Raw genomic sequence first — 18,954 nt, 5'->3', positions numbered from 1 at the left:
GTAAGCCGCGCAGGCGCATAGCGACAGCGTGGCGACGGAACCTGCCCCTAGCTTCGCCGAATTGTTGCGCGCATTCCTGCGCATCGGCCTGCTGAGTTTCGGCGGACCGGCGGGCCAGATCGCGCTGATGCATCGCGAACTGGTCGAAGAGCGGCGATGGGTGAGCGAGGAGGACTTTCTCCACGCGCTCAATTTCTGCCACCTCCTGCCCGGGCCCGAAGCCCAGCAGCTCGCTACCTGGATCGGCTGGCGGCTGTATGGCTGGCGCGGCGGGCTGGCGGCTGGATCGCTGTTCGTGATCCCCGGCGCATTCGTGATCCTTGCCTTGTCGATCCTCTACGCCGCCGCGGCGCAACTGGGCTGGTTTGCGGCGCTGTTTCTTGGCGTGAAGGCAGCCGTTCTGGCAATCGTGATCCAGGCGCTGGTCCGGATTGGCGGGCGCTCGCTCGACTCCATATTCAAGAAAGTGCTGGCGGGTGCGGCGTTCACCGCCCTGTTTCTGCTCGACCTGCCCTTTCCGCTAATCGTGCTCGGCGCAGGCGTGTTGGGGATCGCAGCCGCCACCTTGCGCCCGGACTGGCTGGCGCTCAAGCCGCACTCCGAAGCGCCGCCTTCCGGCCCGCGCCCGTGGGGCGCGACCGTACGCGCGGCGCTGGTGTGGGGCGCGATCTGGGCCGCGCCGCCGGCACTGGTGCTCGCCGTGCTGGGGCCCGACCATGTGTTGTGGGACATCGGGGTGTTCTTCTCGCAGCTCGCCGTGGTGACCTTCGGCGGGGCTTACGCTGTGCTTGCCTATATGGCGCAGGAAGCGGTGCAGGGCTTCGGCTGGCTTAGCGCGGGCGAGATGGCCGATGGCCTCGGGCTGGCCGAAACGACGCCCGGCCCGCTGATCATGGTCACCCAGTTTGTCGGCTATCTAGCCGCCGTCCGCGCGCCCGAACCGTTTTCGCCGCTCGTTGCCGGGTTGCTTGGTGCAGGGCTGACGACCTGGGTGACCTTCGCGCCGTGCTTCCTGTGGATCTTTGCCTTTGCCCCGTGGATCGACCGGCTCCAGCACGCGACGCGCATCAAGGGCGGGCTGGCAGCCCTGACCGCGGCGGTCGTGGGGGTGATCGCCAATCTCTCGGCCTGGTTCGCCTTGCATGTGCTATTTGCCAATGTCGGCGAGGCGGATTTCGGCCCGGTGCGGTTGTACCAGCCGGACTGGGCGAGTTTCGACTGGCGCGCGGCATTGCTCGGGACGCTTGCCTGCCTGTTGGTGTTCGCCGCCAGATGGCCGGTGATCAGGGTCCTGGTGATCGCCGCGCTTGGCGGACTGGTCCTGGCGTTCGCCGGTTAAGGCCGCCCGGCGAATGCAGGCCGGCAATGCGGTTTGGCCATGCATTCGCCAGGCGGCGACCGGAGCGAGGAACCTTTCCGGTTTCTGCCCGCGCCAGGAGTGTGCGCGGGCCAGCGGGTCAGAAGGTTTTCCTCACTCCGAAACGCAGCTGCCGCGGTTCGACCACGCGGCTGATAAAATCCTCGACGCCTTCCGGCGGTTCGCCGGGGAAGCGGGTCGCGTAATAATAGTCGATATCGTGCGCGCTTGAATCGAAGGCGTTGAGCAGTTCGCCGTAGAATTCGAACCCTTCGAGGAAGCCTGGCGTCCAGGCCAGCCTGGCATTGACCAGCAGGGTCTCCTCGCCGCGCTTCGAATTGTCCTCGATCAGCGCGTGCGGGCCAAGATAGCGGAAGCGGATCGCACCGTTCATTTCCGAGAATATTACCGAAAGGCCCAGTTCGCCCGCGCTTTCGAGCGCGCCGGGAACGTAGTTCTCGCCTTCGGGCAGGCCGACATAGCGCGAGGTCGAGGCCGACCACACCGCGTCCACCGCCAGCCAGCCGTTCGGTTTGAAGAAGGCGGTCAGTTCATAGCCGTGGCGCACCCCGGGGTCGCTCGGTTCAACCGCGCCGCTGTCGCCGACATAGATCAGCTCGCTTTCGATCGAACTCCACCAATAGACCCCGGTGAAGATCAATCCCCCCCGTTCGAAGCGGAAGCCGAGCTCTTCCATGTCGCCTTCGGCCAAGCCCGGGGCGGGATCGTCGGGATTGGTCACCCCGCGGGCATCGTTCGAATGGAAGCCTTCGCCGTAATTGGCATAGAGCGCGAAGCCGTCGGCGATCTCGTAATTGACGCCGATCTTGGGGCCGAACGTGTCGTCTTGCACCAGCCCGCTCCAGCCGATCTCGCCGCCAAGGTCCTCGGTGCGGAAGCGGTACCAGTCGTTGCGCAGCCCGCCGATCACCATCAGCCGCTCGACCGGGCGCCAGATCGCTTCGGCGTAGAGTCCGGCGCTGGTTTCCTTCACGTCGAAACCGGTGCGCAGGAAATCGAATTCGCCGTCGATCGTGTGGTCGAGACCGACCGGGCCGATCGAATCCTCGCGAAATTCGGTGCCGAGCGACAGTTCGAGGTTCATGCCGAGCTCGAAGCGCCGTTCCAGTCGCCCGCCCCAGCCCCACAATTCCTCGAACTGGCGCAACTGGTCGCCATTCACCGGATCGTCGAGGAAATAGGTGAAATTCGAGAGCAGGCTCCAGTCGTAATGCTGGCCCCACAGGGTGAAGTGCCAATCGTCGTCTTCGTAATTGAGTGTCAGGATCTGGCGCTTGGTCGTGCCGCGCAGGGTGGTGTCGAGCGCGCAATAGACGTCTTCGCACAGCTCGGTTCCGATCAGCCGTTCGGGCAGCTGCTCGGTCGGCGCCCAGCTGGCGTCGAAGATGTTGAGCGAAATGTCGAATGTACCGCTGCCGAGCGGCGCGGTGAATTTGGCGAGGCCCGAATAGCCGTCGAAATCTTCGGGCAATTCCCAGGGGCCATCGTAGAATTTGGCCTGTCCGACCACCAGCAGGTCGCCGCTGCCGACCGGGACCGAACCCCCGGCCACGAAGCGCCGGTATCCGAAGCCGCCGATCTCGCCGGTCACGAACGGCGCCATCCGGTCGTGGGTGGTGATCATCGAGGAGCCGACAAAGCTGAAATCGCCTGCTGCCGCGCGATAGGGGCCCTTGCGGTAGTCGACCCGCTCGACCGTTTCGGGGATCAGCCCGTTGACGTCGAGATAGCCCTGGCCGTGGCCATGGGTCCGGAAATTCATCGGCATCCCGTCGACCTCGACTGAGAAGTCGGTCCCATGGTCAAGATTGAAGCCGCGCAGGAAATACTGGTTCGCCTTGCCGCCGCCCGAATGCTGGGTCGCGATCAGGCCGGGCGTCGCTTCGAGCAGTTCGGCCGGGCGCAGCAGCGGGCGCACTTCGATATCCGCGCCCGCTACGCCGCCTTCGCTCGCGGCGCCGGCGAGTCCGATCCGCTGTTCGGCGCGGCCATAGACAATGATGTGGCCATGCGCGTCCTGCCCGCCGTCAAGCTCGCCTCCGGCATGGTCTTGGTTATCGCTATCGTCTTGCGCAGCGGCGGGAACTGCCATCGCCAGAAGCGCCGCCGAAGCCAGCAGAGCGGGAAAGTAACGTTTCAAGATCAGACCCCGGAAGCCAATTGCAAATCATTCGCATGGCCAATGCGGATCGCCGCTCGCCAATCCAAGTTATTTACGGTAATCCCGCGTTACATCGCGTTACACCGAGAGATATCAGGGCTTTCATGACCGACGAAGGCAATCCCCAAGCGAGCAAGCTGGCCGACGAGGCAGCACGCGTCAGGGCGAGCGGAGCACTCGGCGAAAGTGGCCGCCTGGTCGAGCTGTTCGATTACCTTGCCGCGCGCGGGCCGGACCGTGAACCGGCTTCGCAGGCGGAAATCGCCCATGCCGTGTTCGGCCAGCAGGATGCCGAAGGCGACGATGCGACGGTCCGGGTCTATATCCACCGCCTGCGCAAGCGGCTCGACGAGTATTACGAGGATCCGGCCAATGCCGGGTCGGGTATCCGGCTGGCCATTCCCCCCGGCAGCTATGCCTTGCGCCTGGCCGCGTTGGAGAAGTTGGTCGAACCCGTCGCCGCGATGCCCCGCCGCCCGACCGGACGGGCCTGGCTCGCGGGCCTGGCTGCCATATTGCTCGTTGCCGCCTTCGCGCTGGGCTGGTTCAGCCGCAATGCCGCTCCCCAGACGGCGGTCAATGCGATCTGGCAGCCCTTCCTCGAATCCGAGCGCCCGATCATGGTCGTCGCGGGGGATTATTACATCTTTGGCGAATATGCGCCCGACTTCCCCGAGATCGACCGGCTGGTGCGCGATTTCGCAATCAATTCGCCGACCGACCTCGCCCGGGCGCAGGAAGCCGATCCGCTCAATTACGAGCGCAGCGAGGATCTCGGGCTCAACTACCTGCCGTTCTCGTCGGCCTATGGCCTGGGCCAGCTGATGCCGATCCTCGAACGGGGCGGGCACGAGGTCAGCATCATGCCGGCGTCCGCCTTCACCAGCGACACCTTCCGTACCCATAACGTGGTCTATGTCGGGCTGATGAGCGGGATGGGGCTCTTGGAAGACGTCAATTTCACCGGCTCGAATTATGCCATCGGCGCGAATTACGACGAGCTGATCGATGGCGAGTCCAGGCGCCGCTATATGAGCGAGGAGGCGCTGAGCCTCGCCTCGGCCCGCTATTACAAGGACTACGGGTATTTCGCGAGCTTCCGCGAGCCGGGCGGGGCGTTGGTCGCGGTGGTCGCGGGTGCGCGTGACACCGGGCTGCGGGGCCTCGCGCCGCTGGTCTCCGAGCCCGAGCTTGCGCAGGAAGTCGAACGGCTCGCCGAGAGCGGCGAGGGCTTCGAAGCCTTGTACGAGATCACCGGCCAGCAGGGCGCCGATCTCAGCGAACGGCTGGTCGCCGCCCGCAAGCGGCCCTGAAGCTATTCGCTTTCGAGCAGGCCGGCGGTCTTTTCGAGCAGGTCTGCCGCGCGCTTGAGCAGCACGTCGTCGCAGCGGACCTTGGGTATCGCGACCGACAGCGCCCCCACGACTTGTCCACCGAACGAGACCGCGCGGCCGATCCCGTTGATGCCGAGGCTCAATTCCTCGACAGTCGTGGCGATCCCGGTCTTGCGGATTTTCTCGATCTGCTTGCGCAGTTTCGCTTCGCTGGTGATCGTCGAGGGCGTGAAGCGCTCGAGCTTCACTTCGGCGAAATAGCGCTCGAGCTCCTCGTCGGGCATCGCCGCCAGCAGCGCCTTGCCCGAGGCCAGCGCATGCATTGGCGAACGCTGGCCGGTCTCGATCGAATAACGCAGCGCCTGCTCGCTGGTCTCGGTGACGATCGCTTCGATCTCCCAGCCCTCGCGGACGAAGAAGCTGCAAGTCTCGTTGAGCTGGACGCGTACAGTCCGCACCAGCGGCGCCACCCGGTCGGCCAGCGAAAACACATGGTTGCGCGCCTGCAGCCGCTCGAGGCCCGATCCGGCGGTATAGCGCCGTCCCTCGCGCTGGAGATACTGCCGCTCGACCAGGGTCGCGAGCAGGTAGGACAGGCTCGAAACCGGGATGCCGAGCGCGGTCGAGATTTCCTGCGCCACCAGCGGGCGCCCGGCGGCAACGACATATTCGATGATGTCGAGCGTGCGGGTGGCCGACTTGACGCTGCCCGAAATCGATCCGTTATTGCCCGCCATCGATAGGCCCTTTCCGTCGCGAAACCTGAGTGTTCGCCATCGGAGTGCCTATATTTCATATATGCGAAATGAACGCAATCGTGAAATATGGTTACCGCAGCATTCCGGAGCTGCCGCACCGGACATACGACGATAGCCTCGCTTTACTCGCTTTCTAACGATCGTTAGGAACCGTGCAAGGGACCCTTCGACAAGCTCAGGGCGAACGGGAGTTATGGATGGCCGAAGCGGCATTCGACTATATCGTGGTGGGCGCCGGCAGCTCGGGTTGCGTCGTCGCGTCGCGGCTGAGCGAAGATCACGGCACAAGCGTGCTGGTGCTCGAAGCGGGCGGCAATGCCGACCATCTCTACCTCACCATGCCGCTCGGTTTCCTCAAGGGCATGATGGATCCGCGCTTCAACTGGAACTACATGTCGGAGGTCGATCCCAATCTCGGCCGGCCGATGCCCTTGCCGCGCGGCAAGGTGCTGGGCGGGTCCGGTTCGATCAACGGCATGTTCGCGATGCGCGGCCACCCGGCGGATTACGACCAATGGGCGCAGATGGGCGCCCATGGCTGGTCCTATGCCGATGTCCTGCCCTATTTCAAGAAGTCGGAGAGCAGCTGGCGCGGCGAAAGCGCCTATCACGGCAGCGATGGGCCGATCGCTGTCCGGCCGATCACGTCCCCCCACCTCCTGCACGAGGAGATGATGCGGACCGCTGCCAATGCCGGCTTCCCGATCAGCGACGACCTCGCCGGCGACCACCCCGAGGGCTTCGCCCGCGGAGAGCAGTCGGTCGACCGGCGCGGGCGGCGGGCGAGCGGCTGGACCGCCTATCTCAAGCCTGCGCTCAAGCGGCCAAATCTCGAATTGCGCCAACGCGCGCTGGTGCGGCGGCTGGTGTTCGACGGGCGGCGCTGCAACGGGGTCGAAGTGGAAGGCCCGGACGGCCCCAGGATATTCCGCGCCAATCGCGAAGTGATCCTTTCGGGCGGGACCTATAATTCGCCGCAGCTGCTGCTGCTTTCGGGGATCGGTCCTGCGGAGCACCTGAAGGCGCACGGGATCGAAGTGCTCCATGACAGCCCCGGGGTCGGGCGGAACCTGCAGGAACATCCCTGCGCGATGCTCGAATTCAACGCTTCGAAGCCGGTGACCTTCCTCAACCAGCTGCGCTGGGACAGGATCGCCCTCAACGGAGCCCGCTGGCTGCTGACCGGCAAAGGAACCATGGCGACTATGGTCAACAGTTGCAATGTCGTGATCCGCACTGCCGACCATCTCGACCGGCCCGACCTCCAGATCATGGTCAATCCGATCCGCTTCGACGCCGAGCCGTGGTTCCCTGTCCTCAAGCCGCGGCAGGATCACGTGTTCTGGGCGGGGATCGTCCAGCTCCATCCCGAAAGCCGCGGCTGGGTCGAGCTGAAAAGCAGCGATCCGCGCGATCCCGCGGCGATCACGCTCAACCTGCTGGACGAGGAAGCCGACCGGGCGCAGCTGCGCCGCGCCTTCCGCACCACCCGCAGGATCTACAACACCGCCCCGATGGCCGACTACATCGCCAGCGAGCGCACGCCGGGTGTCGAGGTCGAGAGCGACGAGGAAATCGACGCCTTCATCAAGGCCAGCGTTTATGTCGCACAGCATCCGACCAGCACCTGCGCCATGGGCATGGGCGAGCGCTCGGTGGTCGACAGCGAACTCAAGGTGATCGGGGTCGAAGGGCTGCGCGTAGCCGATTGTTCGGTGATGCCGACCGTGCCGGGCGGCAATACCAACATGTCCGCCTTCATGCTCGGCGAAAAGGCGGCCGACCTGATCAGGGGCCGCTCGCTGCCGGGGGCCGAACCGGGACAGGCAACGTGAACCGGACGGCAGGAGAAGAAGCGAACCTGAAGCTGGTGCTCGACCTGTTTGCCGAGGTCCTGAACCCGATGGATTCATCCGCGGTCGATCGCTTCATCGCCGAGGACTATATCCAGCACAACCAGTCGGTGGCGCCCGGGCGCGAGCCGTTGAAGGCTTTCCTCGACCTGATCCGGGAACAAACCCCGGAGGCGGTCCACGACGTCAAGCGCGCCTTCGTCGACGGCGACCACGTCACGGTCCATTACCATGTCCGGCGCTGGCCCGACGACCTCGGCTGGGCGGTGATCGACATTTTCCGCGTGGCCGACGGCAAGATCGTCGAGCATTGGGACGTGATGCAGGACGTGGTCGAGGGCGGGCCCAATCCGATCGGCCCATTTTGAGTTTGTTTGAGTTCCCGCGCAGGCGGGAACCTGTTGCAGTTTGAATGAGGCCCCCGCCTTTGTGGGGGCGCAAGAAGGAAGAATGATGCGGTTCAAGGACAAGGTGGTCCTGGTGCTCGGCGGCAACAGCGGAATTGGCCTCGCCGCCGCCAGGGCCTTCGCTGCCGAGGGCGGCACGGTGCACCTGACGGGGCGCGACCAGGCAACGATCGATGCGGCGGTGGCGGCCATCCCGGGGTCGACCGGCTACCGTTCCGATATCGCCGATAGCGCTACAACCGAGGAAGTCGTGGCGAAGATCGAGGCGGCAGACGGGCGCATCGACGTGCTTTATATCAATGCCGGGGTTGGCGGCTTCGCGCCCCTGCGCGGGATCACCGAGAGCGACTGGGACCACGTCCATTCGATCAACCTCAAGGGCTGCGTCTTCGCCCTGCAGAAGGCGATCCGGATCATGGGGCGCGGCGGATCGGTGGTCGTCACCGGCTCGATCGGTGCGCATGGCGCGCTCGAGGGGAACGGCACCTATGCCGCGGCCAAGGCCGGGCTCCATATGGCAATGAAAGTGTTCGCCAAGGAGCTGGTGGGCGAAGGGATCAGGATCAACGTCGTCTCTCCCGGGCCGATCGACACCCCGCTGCTCTATCGCAATCCGGGAATGAGCGACGAACAGGTTGCGGGTCTCAAGGAAATGATGATCCGGAACATCCCGATGCACCGCATGGGCGAAAGCGAGGAAGTGGCCAAGGCGGTGCTGTTCCTCGCTTCGGAAGATGCCGCCTTCATCACCGGGGCGAACTTGTTCGTCGACGGCGGGCTGATAGAGTTGCGCTGATGGACTTTACCGACACCACCCCGTTCGAGCCGCCGTTCTCGACAATCGACAACCCGCGCATGGAATTCGTGATGGAAGTCCGCCTCCAGTTCCCCGAGGTCTACACCATGGCGCCGCATCCATTCGGCGGGATGCGCAGCGCGGTGCTGGTCAAGGGCGGGACTTTCGAAGGCCCGCTGCTCAAGGGCCGTGCGGTTCCCGGATCGGGTGGCGATTATGCCTATTTCCGGCCCGACGACGTCGCGGTGTTCGATGCCCGCTACCTGCTCGAGGAAGACGATGGCACGATCATCCTGCTGCACAACAAGGGCTATTTGTGGGGGCGCAAGCCCGACACGATGGCCCGCCTGCGCGACTGGGCCTTCAACAACGGCGCCCCGGTGCCGCATGACGAATATTACCTGCGCGGCAACCCGACCTTCGAATGCCCGCTCGGCAAGCACGACTGGCTGACCAAGCACGTTTTTGTCGGGGTCGGAGAACGCAAGGCCGACGGGAACCTGTTGCGCTATTACGCGCTGGTCTGACTCACCTCAGTCCAACTCCCACTCATGCACCGGGTTGCCGGAGCGCTGGTGGGCGAGATAATCGGCGACGAGGCGGGCGAGATCGCCGTGCTTCGCATGATGCCTGAGCTGCCACGCCGCGCCGTTCTGGCGAGTTTCGCAGCGCATCAGCACGACGTCGAGATAGCGCTCGGCGAGGGCGTCGCTCACGCCCTGGGCGGCCAGTCCCTCGCGCGCGAGCGGAACCAGTTTCTCGATGACCTGCCGGACCGGCCTGGACCGACCATCGAGCCAGGCGATCTCCGCGTCGAGCCCGTGCCGGGCGCAGGCGTAGAAATTGGCGCGCGCCTGGTCGAACGGCAGCAGCCTTTCGGGATCTTCCATCCGCTCGGCCAACATGTGCGCAGCGCCATAATAGAGCGCGCCATTGGCGAGCATGTCGATCGCGGTCGGGCCCGATGGCATCACCCGCTGTTCGATCCGCAGATGCGGCGTGCCGTCCTCGTCGAACCCGACCAGCGGCCGGTTCCAGCGCCAGATCGTGCCGTTGTGCAGCCTGAGGCAAGCCAGTTTCCCGGGCTCTTCATCGTCCATGAACGGCAGCAGCGGCGGATACAGGGCGAGGTTGTCCTCGAAGATCGCGATCGGATCGTGCGCGACATAGGATCGTCCGAAGGTGACCCGCTGCGGCCCGTCTCCCGGCTGGCTCACCGCCTGTTCGAAGATCGCGATGCGGGTCTCGTGCCACAGCTTGCGCCCGAACAGGAATGGCGAATTGGCGGCCAGCGCGACCAGCGGCGCACTGAGGATCGAGGAGGCATTCATTACCGGGCCCATCCGCTCCGGCGGGAGCTGCCAATGGAGCTGGAAGCTGGTGGTCGCCGCTTCGATCATCACGTCGTGATGGACCGTCTTGAGAGGCTTGCCGCCCGCATGGACGCTGTCGATGTCGAACCGGATCGGCTCGCCCTTGCGCGCCTTCAAGACTTCGCGATTGAGCGCCTCGTAGCGATTGAGCGGGGTCATGTTCGCGAGCGTCAGGTCCGCCTCGCGCAGCGTCGGCAGGGTGCCGATCGCGATGATCGTGTCGACCAGGTCGTGCGCGCTGTTGTCGCACCGGTCCCAGGCCGAACGCAGGCCTTGTTCGAGTTCCAGCAGACCCTCGCCGGCCAGCAGCCGGGGCGGGGCGTTGAGCTCGATATTGAAGCGCGACAGTTCGGCGACCACTTGCGGATCGCCGACCCGTTCGAGGAAGCTCTGGTTGTGCGGGGCCGGATAGCCATTGTGGTCGACCAGCCAGGCTTCGAGTTCGAGCCCGATCACCGAAGCCCGGCGCGAGAGCTTGCCTGTTTCGTAGGCTGCGCGCAGCAGGCCGGTCTCCTGCGCGACTCGCGCACGGAAATCGCGGAAATCAGCCTCGGCAAATCCGGTCGAGCTGATTTCCTGGCCCAAGCTGGATCTCCGTCAAGTGAGAGCGGGAAGCCGCTCGCTATTCGCCCTTGGTAATGTCGTAGTCGAGCTGCTGCTTATAGGTTTCGCGGAACATCTCCGGGATCGCCGAATCCGCCAGCACAACCCGCTTGCTGATCAGCCAGCTGCCGTCTTCCTGCCGTTCGAGCCGGTCATATTCGCGGCCATGTTCCTGCAGCACCGGCGGTGCGAAGGGATCGGGATTGAGGATGCCGGTCCAGAACATCTTGGCCGTGGCGGTATCGCCTTCGATATCGACTTCGATATTGGTGATCAGCATGTGGAATACCCCGGGTGCCTCAGCGGGTTCATCACCCTCCGAAGGCTCGGCGCCCGGATCGTCCATCCCGTTATAGAGCGCGACGATCTCCTCGCGCCCGGTCGAGACGATCCCGTTGACGTCGAACACCGCGTCCTCGGTGTAATAGGCGCCGAAGTCCTCGTTCTCGGTCCCACCGAAATGCGAGTAATAGCTCACCAGCAATTCCTCGATCGCGGCCTTGTCGGCCAGCTCCTGCATTTCGGGCGACGGTGCCTGGTTGCAGGCGGCGAGCGCCAGGCCCAGCACGACCGGACCGAACAGGAATCTCTTCTGCATGTCCCTCTCCTCACGCGATTCTTGGTTGCCCGGCGATCTTCGCAGGAATCGCGGCCATGGCAAGGCAGTCCTGCCTTGGGGCGTTTCCGGAAAATGATTCGACCAGAGTGACGTCATGGCTTAGCTTTCGCCGCGCGCGACCGGGAAAATCCGGCGCAGCAAACAAAAAACATTCGTGAAGGGGGAAGTTGATGTCTGCATATCTTGCGCTCGCCGTATCCGTCGGCTTGCTGGCTGTCTTGGCCACCTGGGTGTTCGGCCTGGATGTTGCTTCGCAGAACAATCTGCAAGTCTGGATCGCCTTTATTGCCTGGGGCGCCCATTATCATTCTGGAGGAGGTTCCAAGGGAACGACCAGCGCCATTGCCTGCATGATCTGGGGCGCGCTCGTCGGCTACGGTGCAACCGTATTGCTCATGGGCCCGTTGGCGGGTCTGGGCGCCTTCGCTGCTCCGGTCGCCGTCGGTCTTGGCGCCGCTCTGATCTGCCTGTCGAGCAAGGTTTCGCTGCTCGCGACGATTCCGGCCAGCGTATACGGCTTCGCGTCGATCTTCGGCGTATTGCTGCTCAAGGGAGAAGACGGCGCACTGTTCGGCAATCCCGAGCAGGCCATCGTGCCTGTCGCGATTTCGATCGTTATTGGCGCGGCGTTTGGCTATGTCTCCGAAGCGCTGGCCAATGCGCTGACCAAGAAGGGCGGCGGCAATGCGGAAGCGGCAGCCGATCCCGATCACGCCGGCTGATCAAGTCAGTTCATGAAGTGGGTGAGGGGGCGGAGCGATCCGCCCCCTTTTTCCTGGATCGGGCCGAAGTCAGCGCGGCAAGTCCAGCCTGAGCGAAAAGTCCGGCACGCCGTTCCAGCTGAACAGCGGCCAGAAATAGCTCCGCCACGGCCAGGCGATCACGATATTGAAGAAGATGCTCAGCGCCCCGAAAACATATTCGATCGCATCGGGGTTGAGCACGAAGTTCCAGTACACGATCACGACGTTGATCGGGACCAGCGCGACGATCGTGATCGGCATGAAGCGATCGGCGAGGATCGTGAGGCCGAGCACGATCTCGATGATCTTGACCCATTCGAACAGCCCGCTGTCGATCAAGGCGACGGTAAAATTGATCGCCGCTTCGTAGCTCCCAAGCGGCTGCCAGGCGGGATCGATGAAATGCATCGCGCCCGAATAGAGCCACCAGCCGCCGAAGATGATGCGGCTGGCGTGATAGAGGAGTTTCACCCCCTGGCTCTCCCTATTGGTCCTGCTCCACCGCTTCGCGCTGGGCGACCGCGGCCTCGCGCATGGCGACGACCTTGGGGTTGGTGCCCGTGCCGAGGATATAGCCGCGGATCTGCACATTGCCTTCGTGACAGGCATATTCGTACTGCACGTAATCGTCGTTGCGCCGCCACGGGAAGTCGTATTTGAACGGCGCGGTCAGCACGACCGGGTCGGTCACCAGCGCCTCATAGCGGATCTCGTTGGGTCCCATGGGTGTCAGCCGTTCGACGATCTTCAGTTCCTCGCTGTTGGGGACATTGCCCAGCGAAGAGCCAGGCTCGAAATTGGTGGTCTCGATCACCAGTGTGTCGCCTTCCCAGTGACCGATCGAATAGCCGAGCCAGTTGCGCACGTCGGGCGGCGGCGGGGCCCGTCCGTCGAGATAGACGATGCGGGTCTCATGGACCATTTCGAGCTTGATCCCGACAATCCCCGGCGCCTGCCACACTTCGATCCCCATATTGTAGGCACCGGGCAGCATCGATCCGGGAAGGCCGCGGCTGATGCAGCGGTCGAACGGACCGAAATCGGTCAATTCGTTGAACTCGTTATGATTCCAACTGGTCTTTTCGAGCGCGGCGCGGCGGCGGCCCTCTTCGGTCGGCGCGGGCATCTGGCCGTTTTCGGGCAGGACCAGCAGCGAGGTCTGGCGCAGCGGCCTGCCGCGCTCGGTCCAATGGCCCATCGACATCTTGCCGACTTCGATTTCCTGGTCGTAGCGCTGCAGCAGGTCTTCGGCGTTCTTGAGGATCTGTGCGTATTCCGCGTCGGTATATTCGGCGCGGGTCCCGAATTGCGGCGGGCGCGTGCGCGGCGTGCCGTTAAGGTAATCGAGCGGGTAGGCGCCGCGCAAATCGGGATCGCCCCAGGGGGTGCGCGGAACCTGCCAATCGCTGTCTTCGGACGGTGCCGAAGTGTCCTGCGCGGCGGCAGGTATTGCGGCCACCAGCAGCAGCGGCAAGGCTAGATGACGCAGACTCATGTGTTCTCTCCCTCTCCCATGAGAGTATGACTCACTTTGGCCCGGTTGCAAGCAACCGAATTCGCGCTCAGCCCTTGAGCACGCTCGCATCCATTCTTTCCCGGCTCACCCAGGTTCCATGGACCTGGCTGCGCAGGGCAATGCCGGTCCTGACCTTGGCCACGGGCCCCGCGGCAACATCGCCCGCGTTCACCACCCATAGCTCGGAGGAGTAATCGCCCGGCACCTGGTTAGCGGGATCGGGATTGTTCGGGATGTCGACCACCATCACCAGCCAGCCGTCATGGCCTGCTTCGCGAGACACGATATGGGCGGGCTCGCTGATCGCCGCCCCCGGGGGCACGCCCATCAGGTCGATCCGGCCATTGCCGACCTCGATCCTGAGCAGCGCGTTGAAATTGACCCCGACCGGGCCACCCGGCATCGGCGGGCCGCCCTGCGGGTTCATGCTCAGGTACCAGGCGTGGTTGTAAGGCCGTCCCTGGTCGGCATCGGCGAGCCGCGGCAAATCGCCCGGAGGGCCGAGCGGGCGCTCCTGGATTTCGGGCTCGTCCTGCGACAGGTCGATCGTCCAGCGCACCAGCCCGCCCTGGATTTCCTGCTGCGGCTTGTGGATCCCGCCGGCCTCGCGCATGAAGGAGAAGGCGTTGGTTTCGGTCAGGCACATGTCGATATGGACGAGGTCGCCGTCATCATAGGCGTTGACCTCGTGGAACACCGAGACGCCCTTGGGCCCCTTGATCCATTTCATTTCCGACACGTCGCCATAGCGCGGCATCACCGCGAGCCAGCTCTCGAGGTCCTGCTGGTGCGCCCAATGCGGCCCGCCCGCCTTGATCCGCTCGAGATCGGCGGTGGTCGGGAAGATCGGCCAGATCGCGTACTTCCCGGTGATCACGAAATCGTGGATCGTCGCGAGATAGGGCTGCTCGAACCACTGCTCCTTGACCAGATTCCCGTCCTTGTCCGCGATGCAATAGGCGACATGGGGATCGCACAGCCCGCCGGCCTCGTAGCCGAAGAAGAACAGCTCGCCGGTTTCGGGATCGATTCGCGGATGGGCGGTGAAGGTCTCGGATTTGAGCGCCCCGCCATAGGTCCACTTGCCGATCGTTTCGAGCGTATGCGGATTGATCTCGTGGCCGAGCCCGTCTTCCTTGGTCATGAACAGCCGGCCCGCGTGCCACACCGGGGTGGTGTTGGCGACGGTGCGGTCCATGCCAGCGACGCTGGGATCGTCGGTGAAGGGATTGCGGTATTTGCCGAACAGTGCACGGCGTGCCTGCTTCTCGGCCTTGTAGCGGTCGGTCCCGACATAGCGGATGTCGAAATCGACAGATTTGCCATTTGGGCCGTCCTGGATGTTGAAGCGCGCGACCATCCCGTCATGGTTGAGCGCAATGTCGTCCTCGAACATCGGCGCATGGGCGTTATCGGGCACCGCACGGAAGAAGGCGCCGTTCACATCGGCGGGGATTTCGCCTTCCACTTCGAGGTCGCGAATGGAGATTTCCATCCGCCGCGGCGTGTTCGTTCCGATGAAGTGGATGGTCTGCGGAAAGGCACCCATAAAGCTCGTTCTCCCCCGGAATCTGTCTGGACGATTTGCATCGACCCTAACGGGTGTTACGATTGCTGCCAAGGCTGGTCGCGCGCAACGCTCGCGATCTTTTGAGGGGAAAATGCATGGCTACCAGGCCGGCCAACGATGTCGCAGAACGGACCGCGGAGCCCGCGGTGATGCTGCACGACCTGCTCAAGCTGTCCAACCGGCTGATGGCCCCGTTCTCGACCTACCTGGCCGATCGCTACAGGATCAGCCTCAACGAATTTCGCCTGCTGATGACGATCGGCAAGCTCGGCACCACCGCCAGCCACGAAGTCGCGGAGATGACCGGAGTCAATGTGATGAGCGTGAGCCGCGCGGTCTCGGCGCTCGAGCGCGACGGCCGGATCAGCGTCGAAACCGATCCCGACAATAGGCGACGCAAATCGCTGGCGCTGACCGGGGAAGGCAAGCGGCTCTACGCGATCATGCATCCGCAGGCCGAAAAGGTCGCGCAGTTCCTGTTCAGCGAACTCGACGAGCGGGACCTTGCGACGCTCGAGCGGATCCTCGCCACGCTGATCGCGACGCTCGAAGCGCGCGATGCCGAGGGCAATTCCCGCTTCCTCGAAGAGACCCGCCCTGCGGACGGCTGAGCGGTGGAGCTGCACCAGCGCCAGTCGATCGAGCAGGCGTGTATCCGGCTGATCAATCTTTATGCCAATTTGAACGACGCGCAGGATTGGGCAGCGGTTGCCGCGCTCTATATCGACGATGCGGTGATGCGGCGGCCATCAGGGGGCTATCCGCTGACGGGCCGGGACGCGATCCTTGCCGCGTTCAAGGCGCGCCCGCCGCGCGCCCAGCGCCATGTGATCGCCAACACGGTGGTCGACGTCGAAGCGCCGGACCGCGCGCGGGCCTTCAGCGCGATCATCCTCTACCAGGGCGATCCCGCGCCGGAGGGCGAACTCCCGGTGCAGAGCGCCAATTCGCCGCTGGTGGGGTGGTATCGCGATGTGATCGTGCTGACCGAAGACGGCTGGCGCTTTGCCGAGCGGGTCGGGGGACTCGATTTCAGACCTTAGGCCAAGGCCCCGACCTCCGCCGCTTCCTGTTCCCGCGCTCTTGTCTTGAGCGCCCGTGTTACCAGCAGCGCCACCACGACGCAGGCGGTGGCCGGCAGTGCTGCCACCGACAGGAAAGTCTGCGCCGGGACGTCCGCGGCGATCATCGCGGCGCCCAGCGGCGGGCCGGCAAACGCGCCGAGCCTTGCGACCAGCACGCCCATGCCGACCGCGGAAGACAGCAGGTTCGCGGGGAAGAGATAGGCCGCCAGTCCCGGCAAGACCATGCCGCCGGCATTGGCGCCGCCGACGCCGATCATGAGCAGGATCGTCCACAGGCCAGGATCGGGCGCGCTCAGTCCGATCGCCGCGAAACTCGCCGCCATCGATCCGAACAGCAGCATCAGCGACCAGCCCTTGTGCCAGCGATCGAGCAGCAGGCTGGCGCCAATCCCGATGCCGAGGCCCGCGAGATTGGCGACGCCTGCCACGCGGGCAGCGGCATCGAGCGAGAGGCCGGCACCGGGCAGGATGGTCGGGAGCCAGCTGTTGAGCAGATAGAGGTTGAGCGCGTTGAGCGCGAGCATCGCAGCGAAGACCGCGAAGGGGAACAGCCACGGACGCGCGAACAGCACCAGCTGCGGCAGGCGCGCCTGCTTTTCCGTTGCTGGTAAGGTGGCCGCTTCCGCACTGGCCGGCAGGCCGCCCTCGAGCGCGAACCACAACACGCCCGCAAGCACCACGGCGAAGGCCCCGGGTACGAGGAACAGGCCTATCCAGCTGAAGCCGGCAATGATTTCCGGAGCGAGAATGCCGGCAAGCGAGAGGCCGACGGGAATTCCGGCCGAAACCACCGCCATGACGGTGGCACGCAGTCGCGGCGGCGCAAGTTCGGCCGACAAGGCACTGACATTCGGCAGGCAGGCGCCGAGCGCCAGGCCGGTCAGCAGCCGCCAGACGAGGAAGCCGGTCACGCTCGTCGCGGTCGCAGTCCCGAGCGTGGCAATCCCGGTCGCGAGGCAGCCCAGCACGATCAGGGTGCGGCGTCCGAAACGGTCGCCCAAGGGAGCGATCAGCGCTCCGCCGGCACCAAGGCCGATCAGCAATGCAGTGAAGACCCAGCCAAAGCTCGCGGGATCGAGTCCCAAGGCCCCTTCGAGCCGCGGCACCGCCAGCGACATCGCGGCAATGTCGAAGCCTTCCATCACGAACACGCCGCCCAACAGGACCAGCGCGATCATCTGGCGCGCACTGAACATGAGAATCTCTCCCCTCAGCTGCTCCGCTTATCCCACGGGCTGGGCATATGGTAGGGCACGGTGTGGAACACCGCTTCGACCTGCTCGATCGCGCCGTCGCGGATCTTGAAGGCCTCGGCGAGGTAATAGGAATGCGGGCGGCGGATCGGGCTGGTCACTTTGGTGCCGTTGGTCAGTTCATAGGCGCCGAGCCTGCCGCAATGATCGATGAAGCCATGGGCGAGGACGATCCCGCGCTCGACGTCGACCAGCGGGAAGCGGCGGCCGCGCAAGCGGTCGTCATAGCGGTAATTGCCGAGCCGGAACTGCTCCTCGCAGCCGAGCCGCGCGACCGGAACGGGGAAGTCGGGATTGTTGGTCGTGCGCACGCCGTTTTCGTAGCGGTCGCAGGTGGCATGGAAGCGCGTATGGATCGTCCCGTCATTCTGCTCGAGTGTCTCGAAATAGCCGTTGGCCAGGGCGATCATCTCCTCGCGAGGCGAACCTTCGCCTTCCCGGATCGGCTCTTCCATCAGGGGCTTGGGTTCGAAACTCTGGGGATCGAAAGGGAATCCTTCATCGGCGTTGCGGGCGATGACCGTCTCGGCCCCGGCAATCGCGCCGTCCCTGACTTCCAGCCGGAAACAGGCGGGCGAGGTGGCATTGGTTTCTTCGACACAGGTGAACAGCGCGACCTGCCCGGCCTGCTCGTCGGCGAAGCGCAGATCATACGGACCGAGCGAAGTGATCGTGTTCCACAGCCCGTCGGGCGGGGAGAGGCGGACATTGTTCTCGCTGTAGAAGAGATCGGCACCCCAGTTCACCCGCGTCGCATCGCGGGCGCGCAAGGCCGCGATGAAGCTGTCGAGCGCTGCATACAGATCTTCCCGCGATGCCATTGCGCCTTCCCCTCCTGCGAGCCGCTTGACTCGCTGCGACGCTAGAACAAATGTAACGCCCGTTAAAGTCGCCTCGGACCATAACCGGTGAGCGAGCAGTGATAACGCGAGAGGACCTCGAAGGCACGGACATGGCAGACGCACCGCTCCCGCCCGGATTCACGGCGCAGAAAATGGCGCAGGCCCAGCGCGCCTTCGAAAGCGCGCTGGGGGCCGGCAAGGTCTTCTTCGACGAGCTCGACCGGCAGACCTACCAGGACAAGTTCTATGTCGATCCGGCTGCCCACCACCCGGTGGGGGCGGTCGCGCCGGAATCGGTCGAGGAAGTCCAGACGGTGGTTCGCATCGCCAACCAGTATCTCCTTCCGCTCTGGCCGATCAGCCGCGGCAAGAACCTCGGCTATGGCGGCAGCGCGCCGCTACTCGCAGGGTCGGTGGTGCTCGACATGAGCCGGATGAAGACAATCACCTTCGACGAGCAGATGGGCACCGTTGTGGTCGAACCCGGCGTCGGATTCTACGATCTCTACGATTTCATCAAGGCCAACAAGCTGCCTTACTGGATGTCGACCCCGGGCAATTCCTGGGGTTCGGTGATGGGCAACGCGCTCGATCGCGGGATGGGCTACACCCCGTTCGGCGAGCATGCCAAGAACATCGTCGGGCTCGAAGTCGTGCTGCCCA

At 64.5% G+C, this 18,954-nt stretch carries 19 protein-coding genes; 10 read left to right on the top strand and 9 right to left on the bottom strand.

Features of this window, described 5'->3' with window-relative positions:
- Window positions 1-28 precede the first annotated feature (28 nt).
- Window positions 29-1,339: a chromate efflux transporter gene (gene chrA / locus AC16XC_RS03515; protein ID WP_484033254.1), complete on the top strand. Its 1,311-nt coding sequence runs from the start codon at window positions 29-31 to the stop codon at window positions 1,337-1,339.
- A 118-nt stretch (window positions 1,340-1,457) separates the two neighbouring features.
- Here the strand turns inward: chrA and AC16XC_RS03510 are convergent, their stop codons facing one another.
- The gene (locus AC16XC_RS03510; RefSeq protein WP_484033253.1) at window positions 1,458-3,518 is read right to left on the bottom strand and encodes a TonB-dependent receptor; all 2,061 of its coding nucleotides are present in this window, start codon (window positions 3,516-3,518) and stop codon (window positions 1,458-1,460) included.
- Window positions 3,519-3,643: 125 nt separating this feature from the next.
- On the opposite strand from AC16XC_RS03510, the gene AC16XC_RS03505 reads away from it, so the two are divergent.
- A complete protein-coding gene (locus AC16XC_RS03505; RefSeq protein WP_484033252.1) occupies window positions 3,644-4,852 on the top strand; it encodes a winged helix-turn-helix domain-containing protein in 1,209 nt (402 codons plus the stop codon).
- Between the two features lie 2 nt (window positions 4,853-4,854).
- Here AC16XC_RS03505 and AC16XC_RS03500 read toward each other — a convergent pair whose 3' ends face one another.
- On the bottom strand, window positions 4,855-5,610 hold the full coding sequence (locus AC16XC_RS03500) for an IclR family transcriptional regulator (RefSeq protein ID WP_484033251.1): 756 nt from the start codon (window positions 5,608-5,610) through the stop codon (window positions 4,855-4,857).
- Between the two features lie 218 nt (window positions 5,611-5,828).
- On the opposite strand from AC16XC_RS03500, the gene AC16XC_RS03495 reads away from it, so the two are divergent.
- From AC16XC_RS03495 to AC16XC_RS03480, 4 genes are all read left to right on the top strand, one after another.
- Window positions 5,829-7,466 (top strand): GMC family oxidoreductase, encoded by a 1,638-nt coding sequence (locus tag AC16XC_RS03495; RefSeq protein ID WP_484033250.1) that lies wholly within the window; start codon window positions 5,829-5,831, stop codon window positions 7,464-7,466.
- Window positions 7,463-7,852: a nuclear transport factor 2 family protein gene (locus AC16XC_RS03490; RefSeq protein ID WP_484033249.1), complete on the top strand. Its 390-nt coding sequence runs from the start codon at window positions 7,463-7,465 to the stop codon at window positions 7,850-7,852. Before AC16XC_RS03495 ends, AC16XC_RS03490 begins: the two co-directional genes overlap by 4 nt.
- Before the next feature lie 82 nt (window positions 7,853-7,934).
- A complete protein-coding gene (locus AC16XC_RS03485) occupies window positions 7,935-8,687 on the top strand; it encodes an SDR family oxidoreductase (protein ID WP_484033248.1) in 753 nt (250 codons plus the stop codon).
- Window positions 8,687-9,214: a DUF3237 domain-containing protein gene (locus tag AC16XC_RS03480; protein WP_484033247.1), complete on the top strand. Its 528-nt coding sequence runs from the start codon at window positions 8,687-8,689 to the stop codon at window positions 9,212-9,214. Before AC16XC_RS03485 ends, AC16XC_RS03480 begins: the two co-directional genes overlap by 1 nt.
- 6 nt (window positions 9,215-9,220) lie before the next feature.
- Here AC16XC_RS03480 and AC16XC_RS03475 read toward each other — a convergent pair whose 3' ends face one another.
- Complete coding sequence (locus AC16XC_RS03475; protein ID WP_484033246.1) at window positions 9,221-10,645, bottom strand: glutamate-cysteine ligase family protein; 1,425 nt, start codon at window positions 10,643-10,645, stop codon at window positions 9,221-9,223.
- Between the two features lie 37 nt (window positions 10,646-10,682).
- On the bottom strand, window positions 10,683-11,261 hold the full coding sequence (locus AC16XC_RS03470; protein ID WP_484033245.1) for a nuclear transport factor 2 family protein: 579 nt from the start codon (window positions 11,259-11,261) through the stop codon (window positions 10,683-10,685).
- Window positions 11,262-11,452: 191 nt separating this feature from the next.
- Between AC16XC_RS03470 and AC16XC_RS03465 the strand changes: the two genes are divergently transcribed.
- Window positions 11,453-12,004: a DUF1097 domain-containing protein gene (locus tag AC16XC_RS03465; RefSeq protein WP_484033244.1), complete on the top strand. Its 552-nt coding sequence runs from the start codon at window positions 11,453-11,455 to the stop codon at window positions 12,002-12,004.
- Window positions 12,005-12,073: 69 nt separating this feature from the next.
- Here the strand turns inward: AC16XC_RS03465 and AC16XC_RS03460 are convergent, their stop codons facing one another.
- The 3 genes from AC16XC_RS03460 to nov2 form a co-directional block, all read right to left on the bottom strand.
- Window positions 12,074-12,496 carry a hypothetical protein gene (locus AC16XC_RS03460; RefSeq protein ID WP_484033243.1) on the bottom strand — a complete coding sequence of 141 codons (423 nt, stop codon included), beginning with the start codon at window positions 12,494-12,496 and terminating at the stop codon, window positions 12,074-12,076.
- A 13-nt stretch (window positions 12,497-12,509) separates the two neighbouring features.
- Window positions 12,510-13,520: a hypothetical protein gene (locus tag AC16XC_RS03455; protein WP_484033242.1), complete on the bottom strand. Its 1,011-nt coding sequence runs from the start codon at window positions 13,518-13,520 to the stop codon at window positions 12,510-12,512.
- Between the two features lie 67 nt (window positions 13,521-13,587).
- The gene (nov2, locus tag AC16XC_RS03450; RefSeq protein WP_484033241.1) at window positions 13,588-15,090 is read right to left on the bottom strand and encodes a lignostilbene-alpha,beta-dioxygenase NOV2; all 1,503 of its coding nucleotides are present in this window, start codon (window positions 15,088-15,090) and stop codon (window positions 13,588-13,590) included.
- Between the two features lie 116 nt (window positions 15,091-15,206).
- Between nov2 and AC16XC_RS03445 the strand changes: the two genes are divergently transcribed.
- Complete coding sequence (locus AC16XC_RS03445; protein ID WP_484033240.1) at window positions 15,207-15,722, top strand: MarR family winged helix-turn-helix transcriptional regulator; 516 nt, start codon at window positions 15,207-15,209, stop codon at window positions 15,720-15,722.
- A gap of 3 nt (window positions 15,723-15,725) precedes the next feature.
- On the top strand, window positions 15,726-16,154 hold the full coding sequence (locus AC16XC_RS03440) for a nuclear transport factor 2 family protein (RefSeq protein WP_484033239.1): 429 nt from the start codon (window positions 15,726-15,728) through the stop codon (window positions 16,152-16,154).
- Here the strand turns inward: AC16XC_RS03440 and AC16XC_RS03435 are convergent.
- A complete protein-coding gene (locus AC16XC_RS03435) occupies window positions 16,151-17,392 on the bottom strand; it encodes an MFS transporter (protein ID WP_484033238.1) in 1,242 nt (413 codons plus the stop codon). The two genes, AC16XC_RS03440 and AC16XC_RS03435, sit on opposite strands and share 4 nt — an antisense overlap.
- Window positions 17,393-17,406: 14 nt before the next feature.
- Window positions 17,407-18,270, bottom strand: coding sequence for a DUF8021 domain-containing protein (locus AC16XC_RS03430; protein WP_484033237.1), 864 nt, complete (start codon window positions 18,268-18,270; stop codon window positions 17,407-17,409).
- A 131-nt stretch (window positions 18,271-18,401) separates the two neighbouring features.
- Here AC16XC_RS03430 and AC16XC_RS03425 point away from each other — a divergent pair.
- Window positions 18,402-18,954: FAD-binding oxidoreductase (locus tag AC16XC_RS03425; protein WP_484033236.1), on the top strand; the 553-nt coding region annotated here is incomplete at its 3' end.

This window comes from Candidatus Andeanibacterium sp., assembly GCF_057143545.1.
Note: the sequence above shows the minus strand (reverse complement) of the source record. Positions and strands in the feature narration are given on the sequence as shown.